Source organism: Cellulomonas hominis, from assembly GCF_005239125.1.
GTDB lineage: Bacteria > Actinomycetota > Actinomycetes > Actinomycetales > Cellulomonadaceae > Cellulomonas > Cellulomonas hominis_A.
Window position 1 is genome coordinate 1 of sequence record NZ_SZYE01000080.1, and the last position, 16531, is coordinate 16531.

Here is a 16531-nt window from a genome sequence, read left to right on the forward strand (position 1 = left end):
ACCAGGGCCGACGGCGCCGCCCACCGGCGCCCCGGCGGGCCGGGCCGCCGTCGGCCGGTCACCGCCGACACCAGCAGCGCGCCGGTCACGCCCGAGGCGATGGCGGCCTCGGCGAGCGCGACGTCCGGCGCGCCGAGCCGGCCCCACACCAGGACCAGCAGCAGCCCCAGCACGAGGAACAGCAGCGTCCCGGCGGTCGCCCGGGGCGCGAGCAGCGTCGCGACGGCGGCGAGGAGCACCGCGGCGGCGAGCAGCACGTCCAGGAGCGCCGTCACGTGCCCGGCCCGTCCGCGGGGCCCGGCGCCGGGACCCCGCCCGCGCCCTGGGCGAGCAGGGCGCCGTTGGTCGCCGACGCCAGCATGGCGAGCGACCAGAGCAGGCCGAGCTTGACCGCGACCGCCGGCCCGGGCCCCTGCACCACCAGCCCGAGCACGACCAGCCCGAGGCCGAGGGTGTCCGCCTTGGTCAGCGCGTGCAGCCGCTGCTGCAGGTCGGGGAACCGGAGCAGGCCCACGGTGCCGGCGGTGACGAACAGGCACCCGGCGGTGACGAGCACGACCGTCAGGAGGTCGGCGACCATCACGACCGCCCCCGCTCGGCTGCGACCCGGACGACGACCACCACCGCGGCCAGCGCCACGAGCGCGAGCGCGGCGTCGCGCAGCGCGGGCACGTCGGCGGCGTGCGCGAGGACGACCAGCGCGGCGGTGCCGGTGGTCGAGATCAGCAGCAGGGCGCAGGTGCGGTCGCGGGTCGTCGGGCCGCGCAGCACGCGCGCCGCGCCCACGACCACGTTGAGGACGAGGATCGCCGTGGCTGCCAGCAGGAAGGTCGTCACCGTCAGCCCTTCGGGTCGGCGGAGGTCGGCTGCGACGGGCCGCGGTGGCGCGGCGTCTCCGGGGTCCCGACACCGTAGGTGGCAGCGCACTGCTCACCGCCGGTGGAGCACCACCTACGCACCCGGCCGCCGCCACCACCCAGGCGGCCCCGCGGGGCGCGCCGCTACAGGGCGCTGCTCAGCTCGTACCGGTCCCCGCGGTACGCCGACACCGTGTACTCCAGCAGCCGGCCGCGCCAGGTCGACGTCCGCACGAGGTGCAGGACGGGCGACCCCTCCGGCAGGTCGAGGTGCACCGCGTCGCCGGGGTCGACGAGGCGCGCGGTGATGATCTGCCGCCCGCCGTCGAACACGATGCTGTACCGGTCCGCGAGCACCCCGTAGAGCGAGCGGTCGGCGAGGTCGACGTCGGCGAGGCCCGGCACCGCGTCGGCGTTCAGGTGCACGCGCTCGAGCGCCACGGGCTGCCCGTCGGCGGTGCGCAGCCGGACGATCCGCAGCACCGGGTGGCCGCGCGGGACGTCGAGCACGCTGCTCAGCCAGTCGTCCGCGGCGAGGAGCCCGCCCTCGAGCGTGCGCGCCCCGGAGGTGTAGCCGCGCTGCTGCATGTCGTGGGTGAACGAGGTGAGCTGGATCGGCAGCCGGATGGTCGGCTCGTTCACGAACGACCCGCGGCCCGGCACCCGGCGGATCCGGCCCTCGTCGACCAGCTCGGACAGCGCCCGGCGCGCGGTCATCCGCGACACGTCGAGCCCGTCGGCGAGCTCCCGCTCCGACGGCACCGGGTCGCCGGGCGCGAGGTCGCGGTCGATGTGGTCGACCAGCACCCGCTTGAGCCACGCGTACTTCGGCACCGACGGCGGCGGTGTGCCGACGACCTCGCGGGTCAGAGGGGTCACGGCTGTCCTTCCGGTGCGGCCGGCGGCTGCTCCCGCCGAGCCCATTGTGCAGGTCGTGCGGGGGCGTCCGGGGCCGTTCCCGCGGACCGCCCCCGGCGTCGGCCACGCGGGGGCGCGGGGTCAGATCGCGGGTACGCGGGCGCGGTACCGCTCCTGGAGCCGGGCGTTGTGGTCCGCGGGCGCGCCGGTGTTCGCGCTGCGCCAGGTGGGCAGGTCCGGCTCGGCGTCGAGCGCGGCGACGAGCACGAGGTTCCAGCACAGCCCGTTCGCGAGCGAGGACAGGGGTGCGGTGCGCGGGTCGTCCGGCGGCCAGGCGACGTCCCCGGGGGGCGCGTCGGTGTCGAGCACCACGTCCGCGAGGTCCGCGAGCCGGTGGCCCGCGCGCAGCGGCGCGGCGGCGGACGCGGCGCGGGAGGTAACGGCGACGACGCGCGCCCCGGCCGCGCGGGCGGCCTCGGCGATCTCGACGGGGTAGGGGTTGATGCCGGAGCTGGAGAACACCACGAGGGCGTCGCCCGCGCGGATCCCCGCCTCGGCGGCGACCCGGGTGCCGAGGCCCGGCCGGCGCTCCGCGTCGGTGGACGCCGCCGCGCCGTTGAGCGGCAGCACCTCGGGGTGCCACAGCGGGTTCACGAACGGCAGCCCGCCGGCGCGGAAGAACGTCTCGAGGACGCCGGCGAGCGAGTGCCCGGCGCCGGCGGTGTGCAGCACCCGGCCCGCGCGGGCGACCTCGACGACGACGGCGGCGGCCGCGCGGACCGCGTCCGCGTTGGCGGTGGCGACCCCGCGCAGGTGCGCGTCGACCCGGGCCGCGTACTCGGCGACGGCGTCGGTCACCGGGTCACCGCCCCGGCCAGCAGGTCCGCGAGCGCGTCCGCGGGGGCGGCCCGCAGGTCCGCCGCGAGGCCGGCGCCGAGCGCCGTGGCGAGCGCACGCAGCACGTCGAGGTGCGCCTCGGCGTCGGCGGTCGCGAACGCCAGCACCAGGTCGACCGGGTCGTTCGCGGGGTGCCCGAACACGACGGGCTCGCCGAGCCGGACCAGCACGACGCCGGTGCCGGTGGCGCCCTCCTCGGGGCGGGCGTGCGCGAGCGCCAGGCCCGGTGCGAGCACGATGTACGGGCCGCGCTCGCGGACCGACGCGACGCAGGCCTCGCCGTACTCGGGCCCGGCGACGCCGAGGTCGACCAGCAGGTCCCCCGCCAGCCGGACGGCCGCGGCCCAGTCGGCGGCCTCGGGCACGTGCCGGGCGCGGGTCGGTGCGGCGGTCACAGCCACCCCGCCTCCTCCAGCGCCGGGCGCAGCCGCGCCTCGAGCGCCTGGTCGTCGACGAAGTCGTCCACCACGACGTTCACGGTGGCGACGCCGGCCAGGTCGTCCATGTGCATGCCCTGGCCGACCAGGACGTCGGGGGACTGGCTCTTGGCGGTGGACAGGTCGGTGTTGTCGACCCGCGCCTCGACGCCGAGGCGCTGCAGCACGGTCTCGCAGGTCATGCGCAGGATGAGGCTGGTGCCCATGCCGAGGCCGCAGACGGCCAGCACGGTCAGGGGGACGGGACGGTCGGGCATCGGGTGCTCCTCGGTTCGGGGGTGGCGGGGTGCGGGCCCCGGGTCAGGGACGGACCAGGTCGTCGGCGGCGGGGTTCGCGGCGGCGAGCCGCTCGGCCCGGGCGGCGCGCCGGCCGAGGACGGCCAGCACCACGACGGAGGCGGCGAGCACGACGCCGGCGATCACCCAGACCGCGGCCGTGCCCAGCGGCTCCAGCACCCCGCCGGCCGCCACCAGGACGGCGGAGACGACGTACCAGTCCGGGTCGGCGAGGGTCGCGAGCTCGGGCGCGGTGCCGGAGAACACGCCCCAGAACACCCACTGCCCGACCGCGAGGACGACGCCGTTCAGCACGCCGCCGAACACCGCGCCGCGCCACCCGGCGACCGCGTTGCCGAACACGCCGCCGGCGCCGCCGCCGAAGAACAGCATGATCATCGGCGGGACGAGGACGAACCAGCCCGCGGCGGCGAACACGCCGAGCAGGACCAGGAACGTGGCGGTCGAGGTCAGGAACCCGACCATGACGGCCGTGGTCGCCTTCGGGAAGATCACCGGGATGTCCAGCGCGGGGCGCGAGCCGGGCAGCAGCCGGTCGGAGATGCCCTTGAACGACGGGACGATCTCGGCGAGGAACATCCGGACGCCGAACAGCAGGATCGCGATGCCGCCCGCGAACCGCAGCGCCTGCATGATCCCCCAGGCGAACGGCGCGAGGTCCTCGCCGGCCACCGCGGCGACCGTCTCCGGGTCGGCGAACGCGAGCGCGATCAGCATGATCACGCCGACGACGAGCGCGGTGGCGACGTTCATGTCCTTGAGGAACGCGACGCCGCGGGGCATCCGCAGCTTCTCGGTGTCGTGCGTGACCGGGTCGCCCAGCCGCAGCGCCTTCGCGCCGTAGCCGGTCGCGAGCGCCAGCGTGGAGGTGGTGTGCGCGAGCCCGAACTGGTCGTGGCCCATCACCCGGCGCATGAGCGGGGCGATCCACAGCGGCTGGAGCGTGAAGTAGCAGGCGAGGACCACGGAGCCGGCGCCGACGAGCGTCCACCGGTCCAGCTCCCCGAACGCCTCGACGAAGCAGGCGGCGATCACGATGCTCATCCAGAGCATGAGGTGCCCGGTGAGGTAGACGTACCGCGCGGACCGGAAGACCCGCACCAGCAGCAGGTGCAGCACGAAGCCGCCGGCGATGATCAGCGGGGCCGCGGCGCCCGGGCCGGCCAGGAAGTCGTCGAGCGTGGTGGTCGCGGCGGGCGGCTCGACGCCGACGGCGCTGGACACCACCGCCTGGAAGCTCGACAGGCCGCCGACGAACACGTCGATGCCGATGGTCATGATGACGACGCCGATGGCCGCGCGGAGCGTGCCGCCGATGACGTCCTCGGCGGGCTTGCGCTGGAGCAGCAGGCCGACGAGCGCGATCAGGCCGATGAGGATCGGCACCTGGCTCAGCAGGTTGTCGGCCAGGCCTTCGAGGATGTCCTGCACCATTGCTCGTCCCTTCGCGGGGTGGACCGGTATAGACCGGACCATACCGGCGGCGGCGCGGGCGCGACAAGGGGGTGGCGGCGACCGTCGCAGCCCGGCCGGCCGGCCGTCAGCCGCCCGTGGACTCCCGCACGATCACCCGCGGCGCCACCATCTCGACCCCGCCGGGGTCGCGGCCCTCGAGCGACGCGAACAGCCGCTCGGCCGCGCGGCGGCCCATGAGCTGGAAGTTCATGTCGATGCTCGTCAGCGCGGGGCGGCACCCGGCGATCATGGGCTCCCAGTTGTCGAACCCGATCACGGCCACGTCGTCGGGCACCCGCACACCGCGGTCGTGCAGCGCGTCCAGCACGCCGCGCGCGATCTGGTCGCTGCCGCAGACCACCGCGTCGACGTCCTGCTCCAGCAGCGCCGCGACCGAGGACCGGCCCCACGCCTCGGACCACGAGCCGTACCGCACCGGGCCCACCCGCTCCAGGCCGTGCTCGGCGAGCGCGGCGTCGGCCCCCGCGGCGCGGTCGGTCGCGGCGGCGTAGGTGACGTCGCCGGACACGTGCGCGATGCGCCGCCGGCCCGTCGCGAGCAGGTGCTCGACGGCGATCCGGCCCGCGGTCACGTTGTCCGGGACCACCGAGGCGTCGGCCGGGTCGGTGGAGGGGGCGTAGGTGTAGACGACCGGGACGGGCAGGTCCCGGCCGAGCGGCGGGCGGGCGTCGGTCTGCGACCCCACGACGATGAGCCCGTCGACCCGGCGGCCGAGCAGGGTGGACAGGTGGTGCTGCTCGCGGATCGCGTCGCCGCGGGAGTCGCACAGCAGGACGCTGGACCGCCCGGCCCCGAACGCGTCCTCGGCGCCCATGAGGATCGGGAGCGAGAACCGGCCCTCGAGGTCGTGGGTGAGCAGGCCGACGGTGCCGGTGTGGCCGTCGAGCATCGCCCGCGCCAGCGCGTTGGGCGTGAACGAGAGCCGCTCGGCGACCTCGAGGACCCGCCGGCGGGTGTCCGGGCTCACCTCGGCCTTGCCGTTGATCGCCTTGGACGCGGTCGCGACGGAGACGCCGGCGAGCTGCGCGACGTCGCGCAGCGTGGCCTGCCGGCGGCCGGGTGCGTCGGTGGTCATGGGTCCCCCTGTCGTGGTGCTCGGTGGGCAGCGTACGACGAAAAGGTGACGCGGGGGCACCCCGTTGACGCGGCGCGAATCCCGGTGCTAGCGTCGCCGAAAACCATTTCGGGAGTTTTCGTCCCGGGACGGGGCACCAGCGATGGCCGGCACCGAGGCCCGCCATCGGCCGCACTCGACGAGGAGACCGGTCCGCATGAACGCACGACGCACCTCCCTCATCGCCCTGGCCGCCGTCGGCGCGCTCGGGCTCGCCGCCTGCTCCGGCGGCACCAGCGCCGGGGGCGGCGGTGGCTCCACCTCCGGCGGGGAGGGCGGGGGCGACGGCGTCGTCACCGTCTGGCACTACTTCTCCGACCCCAACCAGGTCGCGCTGATGGACGCCTACAAGGACAAGTTCGAGTCCGAGAACGACGCCACGGTCGAGAACGTGTACGTCCCGTACGACCAGATGAACTCCAAGCTGGTCTCCGCCGCGGGCGCGGGCACCGGCCCGGACGTCGTGGTGTTCAACGGCGCCGACGCCGCCACCCTCGCGCTCGGCGGCGTGCTCGCGCCCCTGGACGAGCAGTGGGCCGACTTCGCCGACGCGGACCAGTTCCCCGACTCCGTGCTGCACAGCGTCGACGACCAGCTGTACGCCGTGCAGGGCTACGTGAACCTCCTGGGCCTCTGGTACAACCAGGACATCCTCGACGAGATCGGCGTCGAGCCGCCCACCACGATGGACGAGCTCGAGGCCGCGATGGCGGCCGCGAAGGACGCCGGCTACGGCGGCATCACGCTGTCCGGCCTCCCGCAGTCGCAGGGCGAGTGGCAGGCGTACCCCTGGATCAGCGACGCGGGCTTCGACTACGAGAACCTCGACGCCGACGCGCTCGCGTCCGGCTTCGAGCGCGTGCGCGGCTGGGTCGACAACGGCTGGCTCACGCAGGAGGCCGTCACCTGGGACCAGACGGTCCCGTTCCAGCAGTTCGCCGCCGGCAAGACGGCGTTCGCCCAGAACGGCAACTGGCAGATCGGCACCGCCGAGTCGGACGCGGACTTCGCGTACGGCGTCGTGCCGCTGCCGCTCGGCGACACCGGCCAGGTCTACCTGGGCGGCGAGGGCGAGGGCATCGGCGCGCACGCCGACGACCCGGAGCTCGCGTGGGAGTACCTGCAGAGCACCTACCTCGACGTCGAGGGCCAGGAGCTCGCGCCCGACCTCGTCGGCTCCATCCCGTCGCGCGCCGACACCGCCCAGGCGGACGTCGTCACCGGCAACGACCTGCTCGACCCGTTCGCCCGCACCATCGCGGACTTCGGCGCCAGCTACCCGGCCGCGTCGATCCCGCCGGCCGCGGTCGCGGACGTCCAGCTCACCGTCGGCCAGGCGTGGTCGGCCGTGATCGGCGGCCAGCAGTCCCCGAAGGACGCGGCCGACCAGGCCGTCTCCGCCCTCAGCGGCCTGATCGGCTGACGAGGCCACCGTGTCCGCACCCGCCACCACCGCGCCCCCGCGGCGGGCACGGACCGGCCCCGCCCCGACGGCCCCGCGCCGCCGGGGCGGCAGCCGGATCGTGTTCCTGCTGCCCGCCGCGCTGTTCCTCGGCCTGTTCAGCCTGTACCCGCTCGTCCAGCTCCTGCGGATGGCGGTCAGCCAGGTCACGGCCGGCACCCTCAACGCCGACTGGGCGTTCACCGGCCTGGACAACCTGCGCCGGGGGTTCGAGACCGGGCAGACCGGCCCCGCGATCACCCGCACGCTGGTGTTCGTCGTCGTGGTCACCGTCCTCGGCATGCTCGTCGGGTTCGGCGCCGCCGTCGCCCTGCGCACCACGGGCCGGTGGTCCGCCTGGCTGCTCGCGCTCATGGTGTTCGTCTGGGCCCTGCCGCCGGTGGTGAACGGGTCGGTCTGGAAGTTCCTGCTCAACGACGCCGGCCTCATCAACACCGTGCTGACGAGCACCGGCCTGCGGGACACCCCCGTGCCGTTCCTCTACGACCAGCACTGGGCGCTGTTCTCGGTCGCGTTCGTCAACGCGTTCGCGGTCATCCCGTTCAACACGCTCGTGTTCCGCGCGGCGCTCATGACGATCGACCCCGAGGTGTTCGAGGCGGCGCAGCTCGACGGCGCCAGCAAGTGGCAGCAGATCCGGCACATCATGGTCCCGTCGGTCCGCCCCACCACGCTGGTGCTCCTGATCCTCACCCTGGTCTACGGGTTCCGGTCCTTCGACTTCATCTACGTGATGACGTACGGCGGCCCGGGCACCGCGACCAACACCCTGCCGTTCCTGGGCTACCTGCAGGCCTTCGTCCGCTACGACTACGGCCTCGGCGCGGCCACCTCCGCGCTCGCCGTCGTCGGGGTGCTGGTCCTCGCCGTGGTCTACGCCCGGAGCATCAAGCGCGAGGAGGCCGACGGATGAGCGTCAAGGCCGGTCCGCTGGCGGTCGCCGCCAAGACCCTGCTGACCCTGATGTACGGGGTGCCGATCCTGTGGATCCTGCTCACCTCGGTGAAGTCGTCGGACGACGTCTTCGACCCGAGCCGCACGTTCCTGTTCCGCCCGGTGACCACCGCGTACGTGGAGGCGCTGAGCGGCGACCTGGCCCGCGCCCTGCTGCAGTCCGTGATCATCGCGACGAGCACCACCGCGCTGGTCCTGGTGATCGCGATCCCCGCGGCGTACGGCCTGGCCCGGACCCGCGGGTGGCTGCCCACCGTGGCGCTCGGCCTGCTGATCGTGCTGCAGATGATGCCGCAGACGGCGACCGTGATCCCGCTGTTCCAGGCGTTCTCCGGCTGGCGGCTCCTCGACACCACGATGGCCGTGGTGCTCGCCGACGCCGCGCTGCTGACCCCGTTCGCCACCCTGCTGCTGCGCCCGTTCTTCCGGGCGGTTCCGCCGCAGATCGAGGAGGCGTCGTCCATCGACGGCGCGGGGATGCTCCGCACCTTCTGGTCGGTCGTGCTGCCGGTCGCCCGCAACGGCGTCGCCACCGTCGGCACCCTGACCTTCCTGCTGGCCTGGGGCGAGTTCCTGTACGCCGTGAACTTCTACCTCACGCCGGGGCAGTACCCGCTGTCCGCCCTGCTCGCCCAGCAGGTGAGCGCCTTCGGCATCAACTGGCCCGGCCTCATGGCCCTGGCCGTGCTCACCTCGATCCCGATCCTCGTCGTGTTCAGCTCCACCTACCGGCTGCTGCGCGACGGCCTGACCGTCGGAGCGGTGAAGTGACCGCCCGGACCGCCTCGGAGGCCCCGATGACCGACACCCGCGCCGCCCAGCACGGCCGCCCGCACGCCCCCTCGTCCGCCCGCTGGCAGCCGCTCGGCATCGACGAGGTCCGCCTCGACGGCGGCTTCTGGGGCGAGCTGCAGCACCGGAACGCGACGGCGATGATCGCGCACGCCGAGCGCTGGGTGGAGCAGATGGGCTGGGCCGGGAACTTCGACCTCGCCGCCGCGGGCACGCTGCCCGAGGGCCGCCGGGGCCGGGAGTTCTCCGACTCCGAGATCTACAAGCTGCTCGAGGCCATGGCGTGGGAGGTCGGCCGCACCGGCGACGCCGACCTCGACCGGCGGCTGCGCGCGCTCGCGTCCCGGGTCGCCGCCGCCCAGGAGCCCGACGGGTACATGTCGACCATGTTCGGCCGGCCCGGGCAGGGCGCGCGCTGGTCCGACCCGGAGTGGGGGCACGAGCTCTACTGCATCGGGCACCTGATCCAGGCGGGCGTCGCCCGGGCCCGCACGCACGGCGACGACGAGCTGGTGCAGGTCGCGGTCCGCGCCGCCGACCACGTGTGCGCCGAGTTCGGGCCGGACGGGCGGCAGGGCGTCGACGGGCACCCCGAGATCGAGTCGGCGCTGGTCGAGCTGTACCGGCTGACCGGCGAGCAGCGGTACCTGGACCAGGCGCGGCTGTTCGTCGAGCGGCGCGGGCACGGGGTGCTCGCCGACATCGAGCTCGGCCGGTCCTACTTCCAGGACGACGAGCCCGTCCGGTCGGCGACGACGCTCCGCGGCCACGCGGTGCGGGCGCTGTACCTCGCGGCCGGGGCCGCGGACGTCGCCGTCGAGGACGGTGACGCCGCGCTCCTCGACGCCGTCACCGGGCAGGTCCGGTCGGCGCTGGCCCGCCGGACGTACCTGACCGGCGGCATGGGCGCGCACCACGAGGGGGAGTCCTTCGGGCTCGACTTCGAGCTCCCCCCGGACCGCGCGTACGCCGAGACCTGCGCGGGCATCGCGTCGGTGCTCGCGAACCACCGGCTGCTGCTGCAGTCCGGCGACGCGCGGCACGCCGACGCCGTGGAGCGGACCCTGTTCAACGTGCTGGCGGCGTCGCCGTCGGCCGAGGGCACCGCGTTCTTCTACACGAACCCGCTCCAGCAGCGGGTGCCCGGCGAGGTCCCCGACCCCGACGTGGCCAGCCCGCGCGCGGCGTCCAGCCTGCGCGCACCCTGGTTCCACGTGTCGTGCTGCCCCACGAACGTGACCCGCACCGTCGCGTCGCTCGGCGCCTACGTGGCGAGCACCGACGACGCGGGGGTGCAGCTGCACCAGTACGCCCCCGGCACCGTCGCGGCCACCGTGGGCGGGGAGCCGGTCCGGCTCCGGGTCGAGACCGGCTACCCGCACGACGGGCGCGTGGTCGTGCTCGTCGAGGAGGCGCCGGCCGCGTGGACGCTGACGCTCCGCGTCCCGGCGTGGGCCACCGGCGCCACGGTCGACGGCCACCCGGCCGAGCCGGGGTACGTGGCCGTCGACGGGCCCGCCGCCGGCGGCCGGGTCGAGCTGGACCTGCCGGTCGCGCCGCGGTTCACCGTCGCCGACCCGCGGGTCGACGCCGTCCGCGGCCAGGTCGCCGTCGAGGCGGGGCCGCTGGTCTACGCGCTCGAGTCCGTCGACCTCGGCGCGGACGTCGGCCTGGCCCGGGTCGACACCGGGCGCGCGCCCGAGGCGCGCGACGGCGCGGTGACGGTGCACGCCCGCACGGTCGAGGTCCCCGAGGGGGACTGGCCGTACGCGGACCGTCCCGCGGAGGCGGGCGCGGACCAGCCGCGCGCGGTGCCGCTGGTGCCGTACCACGCGTGGGGCAACCGCGGCCCGTCGACGATGCGGGTCTGGATGCCGGTCGGCTGACGCGGCCTCGCGCGGCCTACGGCTTCCGGCGCGCCCCACGCCGATCGGCGGTGGCGGCGCCGGACACCGTAGGCCGCGTCGCCGCGCGCGGGCTCATCCCGTGCGGGTGGGGCCCGCCGCGAGGGCCGTCGGTACCGTCGGCCGCGTGTCCGCCACCGGGTCGACCGACGTCGCGGCCGTCCCGACGCGGGACCTGGCCCGGCTGACGCTGCTGGGCGCCCTGGTCGGGCTCCCGGCGGGGGTGGTGGCGTTCGCGTTCGTCGGCGCGGTGCACGTGCTCCAGGACCTGCTGTGGACCGAGCTGCCCGCGGCGCTCGGCACCGACGAGCCGCCCTGGTACCTGGTGCTCGGGCTGCCCGTGCTCGCGGCGCTGCTGGTCGCCGCCGCGCGCCGGCTGCCGGGCGACGGCGGCCACGACCCGGTCGAGGGCCTGAGCATGGCGCCGCTCCCGCCGGTCGCCGCGGGGGGCGTCGCGCTCGCCGCGCTGGCCGGCCTCGGGTTCGGGGTGGTGCTGGGCCGGAGGCGCCCCTGATGACGCTCGGCGGGATCGTCGGCGTGTGGATGACGTCGTGGACCGGCGTCACCGGCCGCGCGCGCGGGCTGCTCGGGGTCTCCGGGGCGTCGGGCGCGATCTCGACGCTGTTCGGCGGGCCGCTGGTCGCGGGGATCATGCTGCTCGAGGCGGGGGCCGGTGCCCTCGCGGCGGCCGCGCTGCTGCCGCCGCTGGCCGCCGCCGCCGTGGCCTACGTGCTGGTCACGGGCTTCGGCGACTGGGCCGGCGTGCCCGTGTCCGGGCTGGCCGTGCCCGACCTGCCGGAGTACGACCGCGTCCGGCCCGGGTCGCTGCTCCTGGCGCTGGCCGTCGGGGTGGTCGCGGCGGTCGTGATCACCGGCGTCCGGCGGCTCGCGCGGGCGCTGCGGGCGGCCGGGCCGCGCCTGGGCCGCCTCCCGCTGCTGCTCGGGTCCGGGCTGGGCGTGGGGGCGCTCGCGCTGGCGGCCGGGGCGCTCGGCGCCGACCCGCGGGACGTGCTGTTCTCCGGCCAGTCGTCGATCCCGGCGCTCGTGGCCGAGGAGCAGGTGGGCGTCGTGCTGGTGCTGGTGGTGGCGAAGGGGCTCGCCTACGCGATCAGCATGGGCGGCGGGTTCCGCGGCGGGCCGATCTTCCCGGCGATCTTCCTGGGGGTCGGGCTGGCCTCGGTCGCCGTGGCGGCGCTCGACGTGTCCCCGACGCTCGCGGTGGCCGTCGGCGCGGCGGCCGGGATGGCGGCGACCAGCCGGCTGCTGCTGTCCGCGGTGATGTTCGCGGCGCTGCTGGTCGGGCGCGCGGGGCTGGACACGGCCCCGGCCGCGGTGGTCGCCGCGGCCGCGGCCCTCCTCACGGTCCGCCTCCTGGACCCGCCGCCCCGCCCGGCCTGACCTCGAGCGGAGACGGGTGGAGCGTCCCGCCGCGACACGCCGGGCGTGCCGGGCAGAACGCTCCACCCGAGGGTCGTGCCGGGCCGAGGGTCAGGCGCGGTGCGCCGGCTCGCCCTCCGTCGGGGTGCCCTGGTCGGCCTCGGCCGACGTGCGGTGCATCGGGTGCGGGTGGCTGCGCTCGAGCGAGGCGCCCTCCACGTCGACGTCCGGCAGGATCCGGTCGAGCCACCTCGGGATCCACCAGGCCCACTTCCCGGCCAGGTGCATCACGGCCGGGATGAGCAGCATGCGGACCACGAACGCGTCGAGCAGCACGCCGAACGCCAGCCCGAACCCGAGCGGCCGGATGATCGCCGACTCCGCGAAGATGAACCCGGCGAACACCGAGGCCATGATGATCGCGGCCGCGGTGACCACGACCCGCCCGGCGTGCAGGCCGCGCCGGACCGCCACCCGCGGGTCGACGCCGTGGGCGTACGCCTCGCGCATCCCGGACACCAGGAACAGCTGGTAGTCCATCGCCAGGCCGAACAGCACGCCGGTGACGATGATCGGCAGGAAGCTGAGCACCGGGCTGGGGTCGTGCACCCCGAAGATCCCGCCGAGCCAGCCCCACTGGTAGATCGCCACCACGCCGCCGAACCCGGCGAACAGCGACATGACGAACCCGAGCGTGGCCGTGACCGGCACGAAGATCGACCGGAACACGATGATCAGGATGATCAGCGACAGGCCGACGACGATCGCCAGGTAGCCCGGCAGCACGTCGGACAGCTTCTCGGAGACGTCGATGTTCGCGCTCGCGGTGCCGGCCACGCCGAGCTCCACGTCGCCCCCGATCGGGGAGGAGTCGCGCAGCGCGTGCACCAGGGCCTCGGTCGACTCGCTGTTCGGGCCCTCCGTCGGGACGACCTGGAACGCGAGCACCGTGCGGGCCTCGTTGGCGCCGATCGGGGCGACCGCCACGACGTCGTCGTGCGCCGCGAGCTCCCGGCCCACGCGGACCTGCTCGCCCGTCAGCTCGTCCTCCGCCACGGCGTCGGGCAGGGTGGCGACCACGAGCAGCGGGCCGTTGACGCCGTCGCCGAACTTGTCGGCGGTGATCTGGTACGCCCGGTACTGCGTCGAGTCGGGCGACTCGGACGAGCCGTCCGGGAGGCCGAGCCGCATGGACAGGGCCGGGATCGCGACGACCAGCAGCGCCGCCACGCCGGCGACCAGCGTGAGCACCGCGCGGGACGTCGTCATCGGGGTGGTCGGGACCGCCTCGGGCTCCTCGTGCCCGACCGTCGCGCGCCGCTTCTTCGGCAGCACCCGCAGGCCGATCCGGGACAGCAGCGCCGGGGTCAGCGTGATCGCGATGAGGATCGCGACCAGGATGCAGATGGCGCCGACGGTGCCCATCAGGCCCAGGAACGGGATGCCGGTGACGTTGAGCGCCAGCAGCGCGACCAGGACGGTGGTGCCGGCGAACACGACGGCGTTGCCCGCGGTGCCGTTGGCCAGGCCGATCGACTCCTCGAGCTCGACCCCGTCGCGCAGCTGGCGGCGGTGCCGGTTGAGGATGAACAGCGAGTAGTCGATGCCGACCGCGAGCCCGAGCATGATGCCGAGCACCGGGGTCACGGACAGCATCTCGACCGCGCCGGACAGGGCGAGGGACGCGACCGCGCCGATGCCGACGCCGACCAGGGCCGACAGGATCGGCAGCCCGGCGGCGACGAGCGAGCCGAGCATGACCAGCAGGACGATGCCCGCGACGACCACGCCGATGACCTCGCCCGGGCCGAGCACGCTCGGGATCTCCTGCGTCAGGTCGGACGACAGCTCGACGTCGACGCCCTGCAGGTCCGCGCCCTCCAGCGCGTCGACCACGGCCTCCTTGGTCTCCGGGGCGATCTCGAACTGCGAGTCCTCGAAGGCGATGGTGCCGACCGCGGCGGTGCCGTCCTCGGAGACGAGGCGGATGCCGGAGGACAGCTCCAGCAGGTCGGCGCCGTCCTCGAGCTGGGCGCTCTGCGCCTCCAGCTCCGCGAGACCGTCGGCGGCCTGCTGCGCCTGCGCGTCGAGCTGCGCCTGCTGCGCGTCGATCTGCGCCTGGCCGGCGTCGAGCTGGCCCTGCACCGCGGCGAGCGCGCCCGCGGCCTCCGCCTGCGCGCGCTGCGCGTCGAGCGCGGCCTGCGCGGCGTCGATCTGCTGCTGGCCGGCGTCGAGCTGGGCCTGCCCGGCCTCGAGCTGGGCCCGGCCCTGCTCGATCTGGTCCCGGCCGGCGGTGACCTGGGCCTGCTGCTCCTCGAGCTGCGCGGTGGTCTGGAACGGGTCGGTGGCGCCGGTGACGCCGTCGACGTCCGCCAGGCCGGCCAGCGCGTCGCTGATCGCGGTCTTCTGGGCGTCGGTGAACGCGGAGTCGTCGGCGGTGTGGAAGACCACGGTGCCGCTGCCGCCGCTCGCGGCGGGGAACTCGTCGGCCAGCTGCTCGGTCACGCGCTCGGTGGCGGTGCCGGGGATGGTGACGGCGGAGGTGAGCTGGCCGCCGAACGCGAAGTACGCGCCGACGGCGAGGGCGAGCACGACGACCCAGGCCGTCACGACGGCCCAGGCGCGGCGGGCCGAGAAGCGCCCGATGCGGTAGAGGAGTCCTGCCATGGTCCCTGTTCTCTCGGTGGTGGTGGGAGTGCGGGGCGTCAGTGCTCCGGCATGTACCCGGCTCGGACGCTCTGGATGAGCCGGTCGACGAGGGCGTCCCACGCCGCGCGGGCGTCGGGCGCGGCGGGGTCCGTGGTGGTGAGCCAGTGCAGGGCGATCACGGCGACGCCGTGCACCAGGGAGGAGGCGAGGAGCTGGACGTCCAGCAGGTCGGCTCCGGGGTACCGCCGCACCAGCTCGGTGGCGAGGTGGTCGGCGACGCGGGAGAAGGCCTCCCCGCCGAGCGCCTGGGCGCGGGGGTCGTTGCCCTCGGCCAGCGGGCCGAGGGCGCCCGCGAGGTAGGTGATGGCGGGCGGCAGGTCGGCGCCGCGCAGGGTCTGCGCGAGCTCGTCGAACATCGACGACCGGCTGCCGTCGCCGACCGGGGTGGCGGTCGCGGCGGCGCGCACCTCGTCGATGACCCGGCCCAGCCGCTCGGTGCAGACGCTCAGCACGACGTCGTCCAGGGACCCGAAGTGGTTGAACACCGTCCGGCGGGAGACGTCCGCGCGCTCGGCGAGCTCGTCGACGCCGAACTGGGGCCCGCCGCGCTCGGCGAGCAGCGCGTCCGCGGCGTCCAGGATGGCGCGACGGGACCGCGCCTTGAGCGCTGCCCGCCGGTCGGGCCCGGCCGTCTCCGTCGTCACGCCGAGGACCGTAGGCACGTGGGTGCACTCCGTGCAACCGTGCACGGGGTGCAAACCGGGGCGGTGTGGCTCAGGTCACGCCCGCACGGTGCGCCAGCGCGGCGGCCTCCAGCCGGGTCCGGCACCCGAGCTTGGCCAGCACCCGGCTCACGTGGGTCTTCGCCGTGGTCTCGGAGACGGTCAGCGCCGCGGCGACCTGCTGGTTCGACCGGCCCCGCGCGAGCAGCGCCAGGACCTCGCGCTCGCGGGCGGTGAGCAGGTCGAGGCCGGGCGGCGGGTCCGCGGGGGCGTCGCCGGCGCCGTGGCCGGCGCCCGGCGCGGACACCGACGCCGCCAGCACCCGCCGGGTGACCTCGGGCGCGAGCACCCCGTCGCCCGCCGCCACCCGCCGCACCGCGTCCACCAGCTCGCCCGCCCCGACCGACTTCAGCAGGAACCCGACGGCCCCCGCGCGCAGCACGCCGAACAGGTACTCGTCGAGGTCGAACGTGGTAAGGGCGAGCACCGCCCCCAGGCCCTCCGCGACGATCTGCCGGGTCGCCTCGATGCCGTCGGTGCCGGGCATCCGCACGTCCATCAGCACGACGTCCGGGCGCAGCGCTCGGGCGTTCGCCACCGCGGCCGCGCCGTCGCCCGCCTCGCCGACGACCTCCAGGTCGCCGGCGCTCTCCAGCAGCAGGCGGAAGCCCATGCGGACCAGTGCGTGGTCGTCCGCCAGCAGCACCGTGGTCATGCGTCCCCCTCCGCGTGCGG

At 75.4% G+C, this 16531-nt stretch carries 18 protein-coding genes; 6 read left to right on the forward strand and 12 right to left on the reverse strand.

What is annotated here, in order from left to right:
* The 9 genes from FA014_RS10960 to FA014_RS11000 form a co-directional block, all read right to left on the reverse strand.
* The coding region (locus tag FA014_RS10960; protein WP_154729721.1) for a hydrogenase subunit MbhD domain-containing protein at positions 1–275 on the reverse strand (275 nt) is incomplete at its 3' end.
* Complete coding sequence (locus FA014_RS10965; protein ID WP_154729722.1) at positions 272–580, reverse strand: cation:proton antiporter; 309 nt, start codon at positions 578–580, stop codon at positions 272–274. The genes FA014_RS10965 and FA014_RS10960, both read right to left, overlap by 4 nt.
* A complete protein-coding gene (locus FA014_RS10970) occupies positions 580–837 on the reverse strand; it encodes a hypothetical protein (protein ID WP_230323066.1) in 258 nt (85 codons plus the stop codon). Before FA014_RS10970 ends, FA014_RS10965 begins: the two co-directional genes overlap by 1 nt.
* A 164-nt stretch (positions 838–1001) precedes the next feature.
* Positions 1002–1736 carry a GntR family transcriptional regulator gene (locus FA014_RS10975; protein WP_230323067.1) on the reverse strand — a complete coding sequence of 245 codons (735 nt, stop codon included), beginning with the start codon at positions 1734–1736 and terminating at the stop codon, positions 1002–1004.
* 120 nt (positions 1737–1856) lie between these two features.
* Complete coding sequence (locus FA014_RS10980) at positions 1857–2573, reverse strand: sugar isomerase domain-containing protein (protein WP_154729724.1); 717 nt, start codon at positions 2571–2573, stop codon at positions 1857–1859.
* Positions 2570–3007 (reverse strand): PTS sugar transporter subunit IIA, encoded by a 438-nt coding sequence (locus tag FA014_RS10985; protein WP_154729725.1) that lies wholly within the window; start codon positions 3005–3007, stop codon positions 2570–2572. The genes FA014_RS10980 and FA014_RS10985 overlap by 4 nt, the downstream gene beginning before the upstream one ends.
* Positions 3004–3306 carry a PTS sugar transporter subunit IIB gene (locus FA014_RS10990; protein WP_154729726.1) on the reverse strand — a complete coding sequence of 101 codons (303 nt, stop codon included), beginning with the start codon at positions 3304–3306 and terminating at the stop codon, positions 3004–3006. The genes FA014_RS10985 and FA014_RS10990 overlap by 4 nt, the downstream gene beginning before the upstream one ends.
* Before the next feature lie 43 nt (positions 3307–3349).
* Positions 3350–4780, reverse strand: a complete 1431-nt coding sequence (locus tag FA014_RS10995; protein ID WP_154729727.1) for a PTS ascorbate transporter subunit IIC — start codon at positions 4778–4780, stop codon at positions 3350–3352.
* A gap of 106 nt (positions 4781–4886) precedes the next feature.
* On the reverse strand, positions 4887–5897 hold the full coding sequence (locus tag FA014_RS11000) for a LacI family DNA-binding transcriptional regulator (protein ID WP_154729728.1): 1011 nt from the start codon (positions 5895–5897) through the stop codon (positions 4887–4889).
* 196 nt (positions 5898–6093) lie between these two features.
* Here FA014_RS11000 and FA014_RS11005 point away from each other — a divergent pair, with 196 nt between their 5' ends.
* From FA014_RS11005 to FA014_RS11030, 6 genes are all read left to right on the forward strand, one after another.
* Positions 6094–7359: a sugar ABC transporter substrate-binding protein gene (locus FA014_RS11005; protein ID WP_154729729.1), complete on the forward strand. Its 1266-nt coding sequence runs from the start codon at positions 6094–6096 to the stop codon at positions 7357–7359.
* 10 nt (positions 7360–7369) lie between these two features.
* A complete protein-coding gene (locus FA014_RS11010; protein ID WP_154729730.1) occupies positions 7370–8311 on the forward strand; it encodes a carbohydrate ABC transporter permease in 942 nt (313 codons plus the stop codon).
* Positions 8308–9123 carry a carbohydrate ABC transporter permease gene (locus FA014_RS11015; protein WP_154729731.1) on the forward strand — a complete coding sequence of 272 codons (816 nt, stop codon included), beginning with the start codon at positions 8308–8310 and terminating at the stop codon, positions 9121–9123. The genes FA014_RS11010 and FA014_RS11015 overlap by 4 nt, the downstream gene beginning before the upstream one ends.
* 26 nt (positions 9124–9149) lie before the next feature.
* On the forward strand, positions 9150–11030 hold the full coding sequence (locus FA014_RS11020) for a glycoside hydrolase family 127 protein (protein ID WP_154729732.1): 1881 nt from the start codon (positions 9150–9152) through the stop codon (positions 11028–11030).
* 145 nt (positions 11031–11175) lie between these two features.
* Positions 11176–11562 (forward strand): hypothetical protein, encoded by a 387-nt coding sequence (locus FA014_RS11025; protein ID WP_154729733.1) that lies wholly within the window; start codon positions 11176–11178, stop codon positions 11560–11562.
* Positions 11562–12446, forward strand: a complete 885-nt coding sequence (locus FA014_RS11030) for a chloride channel protein (protein WP_154729734.1) — start codon at positions 11562–11564, stop codon at positions 12444–12446. The genes FA014_RS11025 and FA014_RS11030 overlap by 1 nt, the downstream gene beginning before the upstream one ends.
* A 90-nt stretch (positions 12447–12536) precedes the next feature.
* Here FA014_RS11030 and FA014_RS11035 read toward each other — a convergent pair whose 3' ends face one another.
* The 3 genes from FA014_RS11035 to FA014_RS11045 form a co-directional block, all read right to left on the reverse strand.
* A complete protein-coding gene (locus tag FA014_RS11035) occupies positions 12537–15092 on the reverse strand; it encodes an MMPL family transporter (RefSeq protein WP_154729735.1) in 2556 nt (851 codons plus the stop codon).
* A 38-nt stretch (positions 15093–15130) separates the two neighbouring features.
* Positions 15131–15778 (reverse strand): TetR/AcrR family transcriptional regulator, encoded by a 648-nt coding sequence (locus FA014_RS11040; RefSeq protein WP_154729736.1) that lies wholly within the window; start codon positions 15776–15778, stop codon positions 15131–15133.
* A gap of 70 nt (positions 15779–15848) precedes the next feature.
* Positions 15849–16511 (reverse strand): response regulator, encoded by a 663-nt coding sequence (locus FA014_RS11045; RefSeq protein ID WP_154729737.1) that lies wholly within the window; start codon positions 16509–16511, stop codon positions 15849–15851.
* Positions 16512–16531: the final 20 nt, after the last annotated feature.

What these genes read in the sequence shown, in the direction of transcription:
- FA014_RS10965 (WP_154729722.1), bottom strand. Translation starts at nt 580, where the DNA reads ATGGTCGCCGACCTCCTGACGGTCGTGCTCGTCACCGCCGGGTGCCTG.
- FA014_RS11005 (WP_154729729.1), top strand. Translation starts at nt 6,094, where the DNA reads ATGAACGCACGACGCACCTCCCTCATCGCCCTGGCCGCCGTCGGCGCG.
- FA014_RS11035 (WP_154729735.1), bottom strand. Translation starts at nt 15,092, where the DNA reads ATGGCAGGACTCCTCTACCGCATCGGGCGCTTCTCGGCCCGCCGCGCC.
- FA014_RS11000 (WP_154729728.1), bottom strand. Translation starts at nt 5,897, where the DNA reads ATGACCACCGACGCACCCGGCCGCCGGCAGGCCACGCTGCGCGACGTC.
- FA014_RS10990 (WP_154729726.1), bottom strand. Translation starts at nt 3,306, where the DNA reads ATGCCCGACCGTCCCGTCCCCCTGACCGTGCTGGCCGTCTGCGGCCTC.
- FA014_RS11015 (WP_154729731.1), top strand. Translation starts at nt 8,308, where the DNA reads ATGAGCGTCAAGGCCGGTCCGCTGGCGGTCGCCGCCAAGACCCTGCTG.
- FA014_RS11030 (WP_154729734.1), top strand. Translation starts at nt 11,562, where the DNA reads ATGACGCTCGGCGGGATCGTCGGCGTGTGGATGACGTCGTGGACCGGC.
- FA014_RS11045 (WP_154729737.1), bottom strand. Translation starts at nt 16,511, where the DNA reads ATGACCACGGTGCTGCTGGCGGACGACCACGCACTGGTCCGCATGGGC.
- FA014_RS11020 (WP_154729732.1), top strand. Translation starts at nt 9,150, where the DNA reads ATGACCGACACCCGCGCCGCCCAGCACGGCCGCCCGCACGCCCCCTCG.
- FA014_RS10995 (WP_154729727.1), bottom strand. Translation starts at nt 4,780, where the DNA reads ATGGTGCAGGACATCCTCGAAGGCCTGGCCGACAACCTGCTGAGCCAG.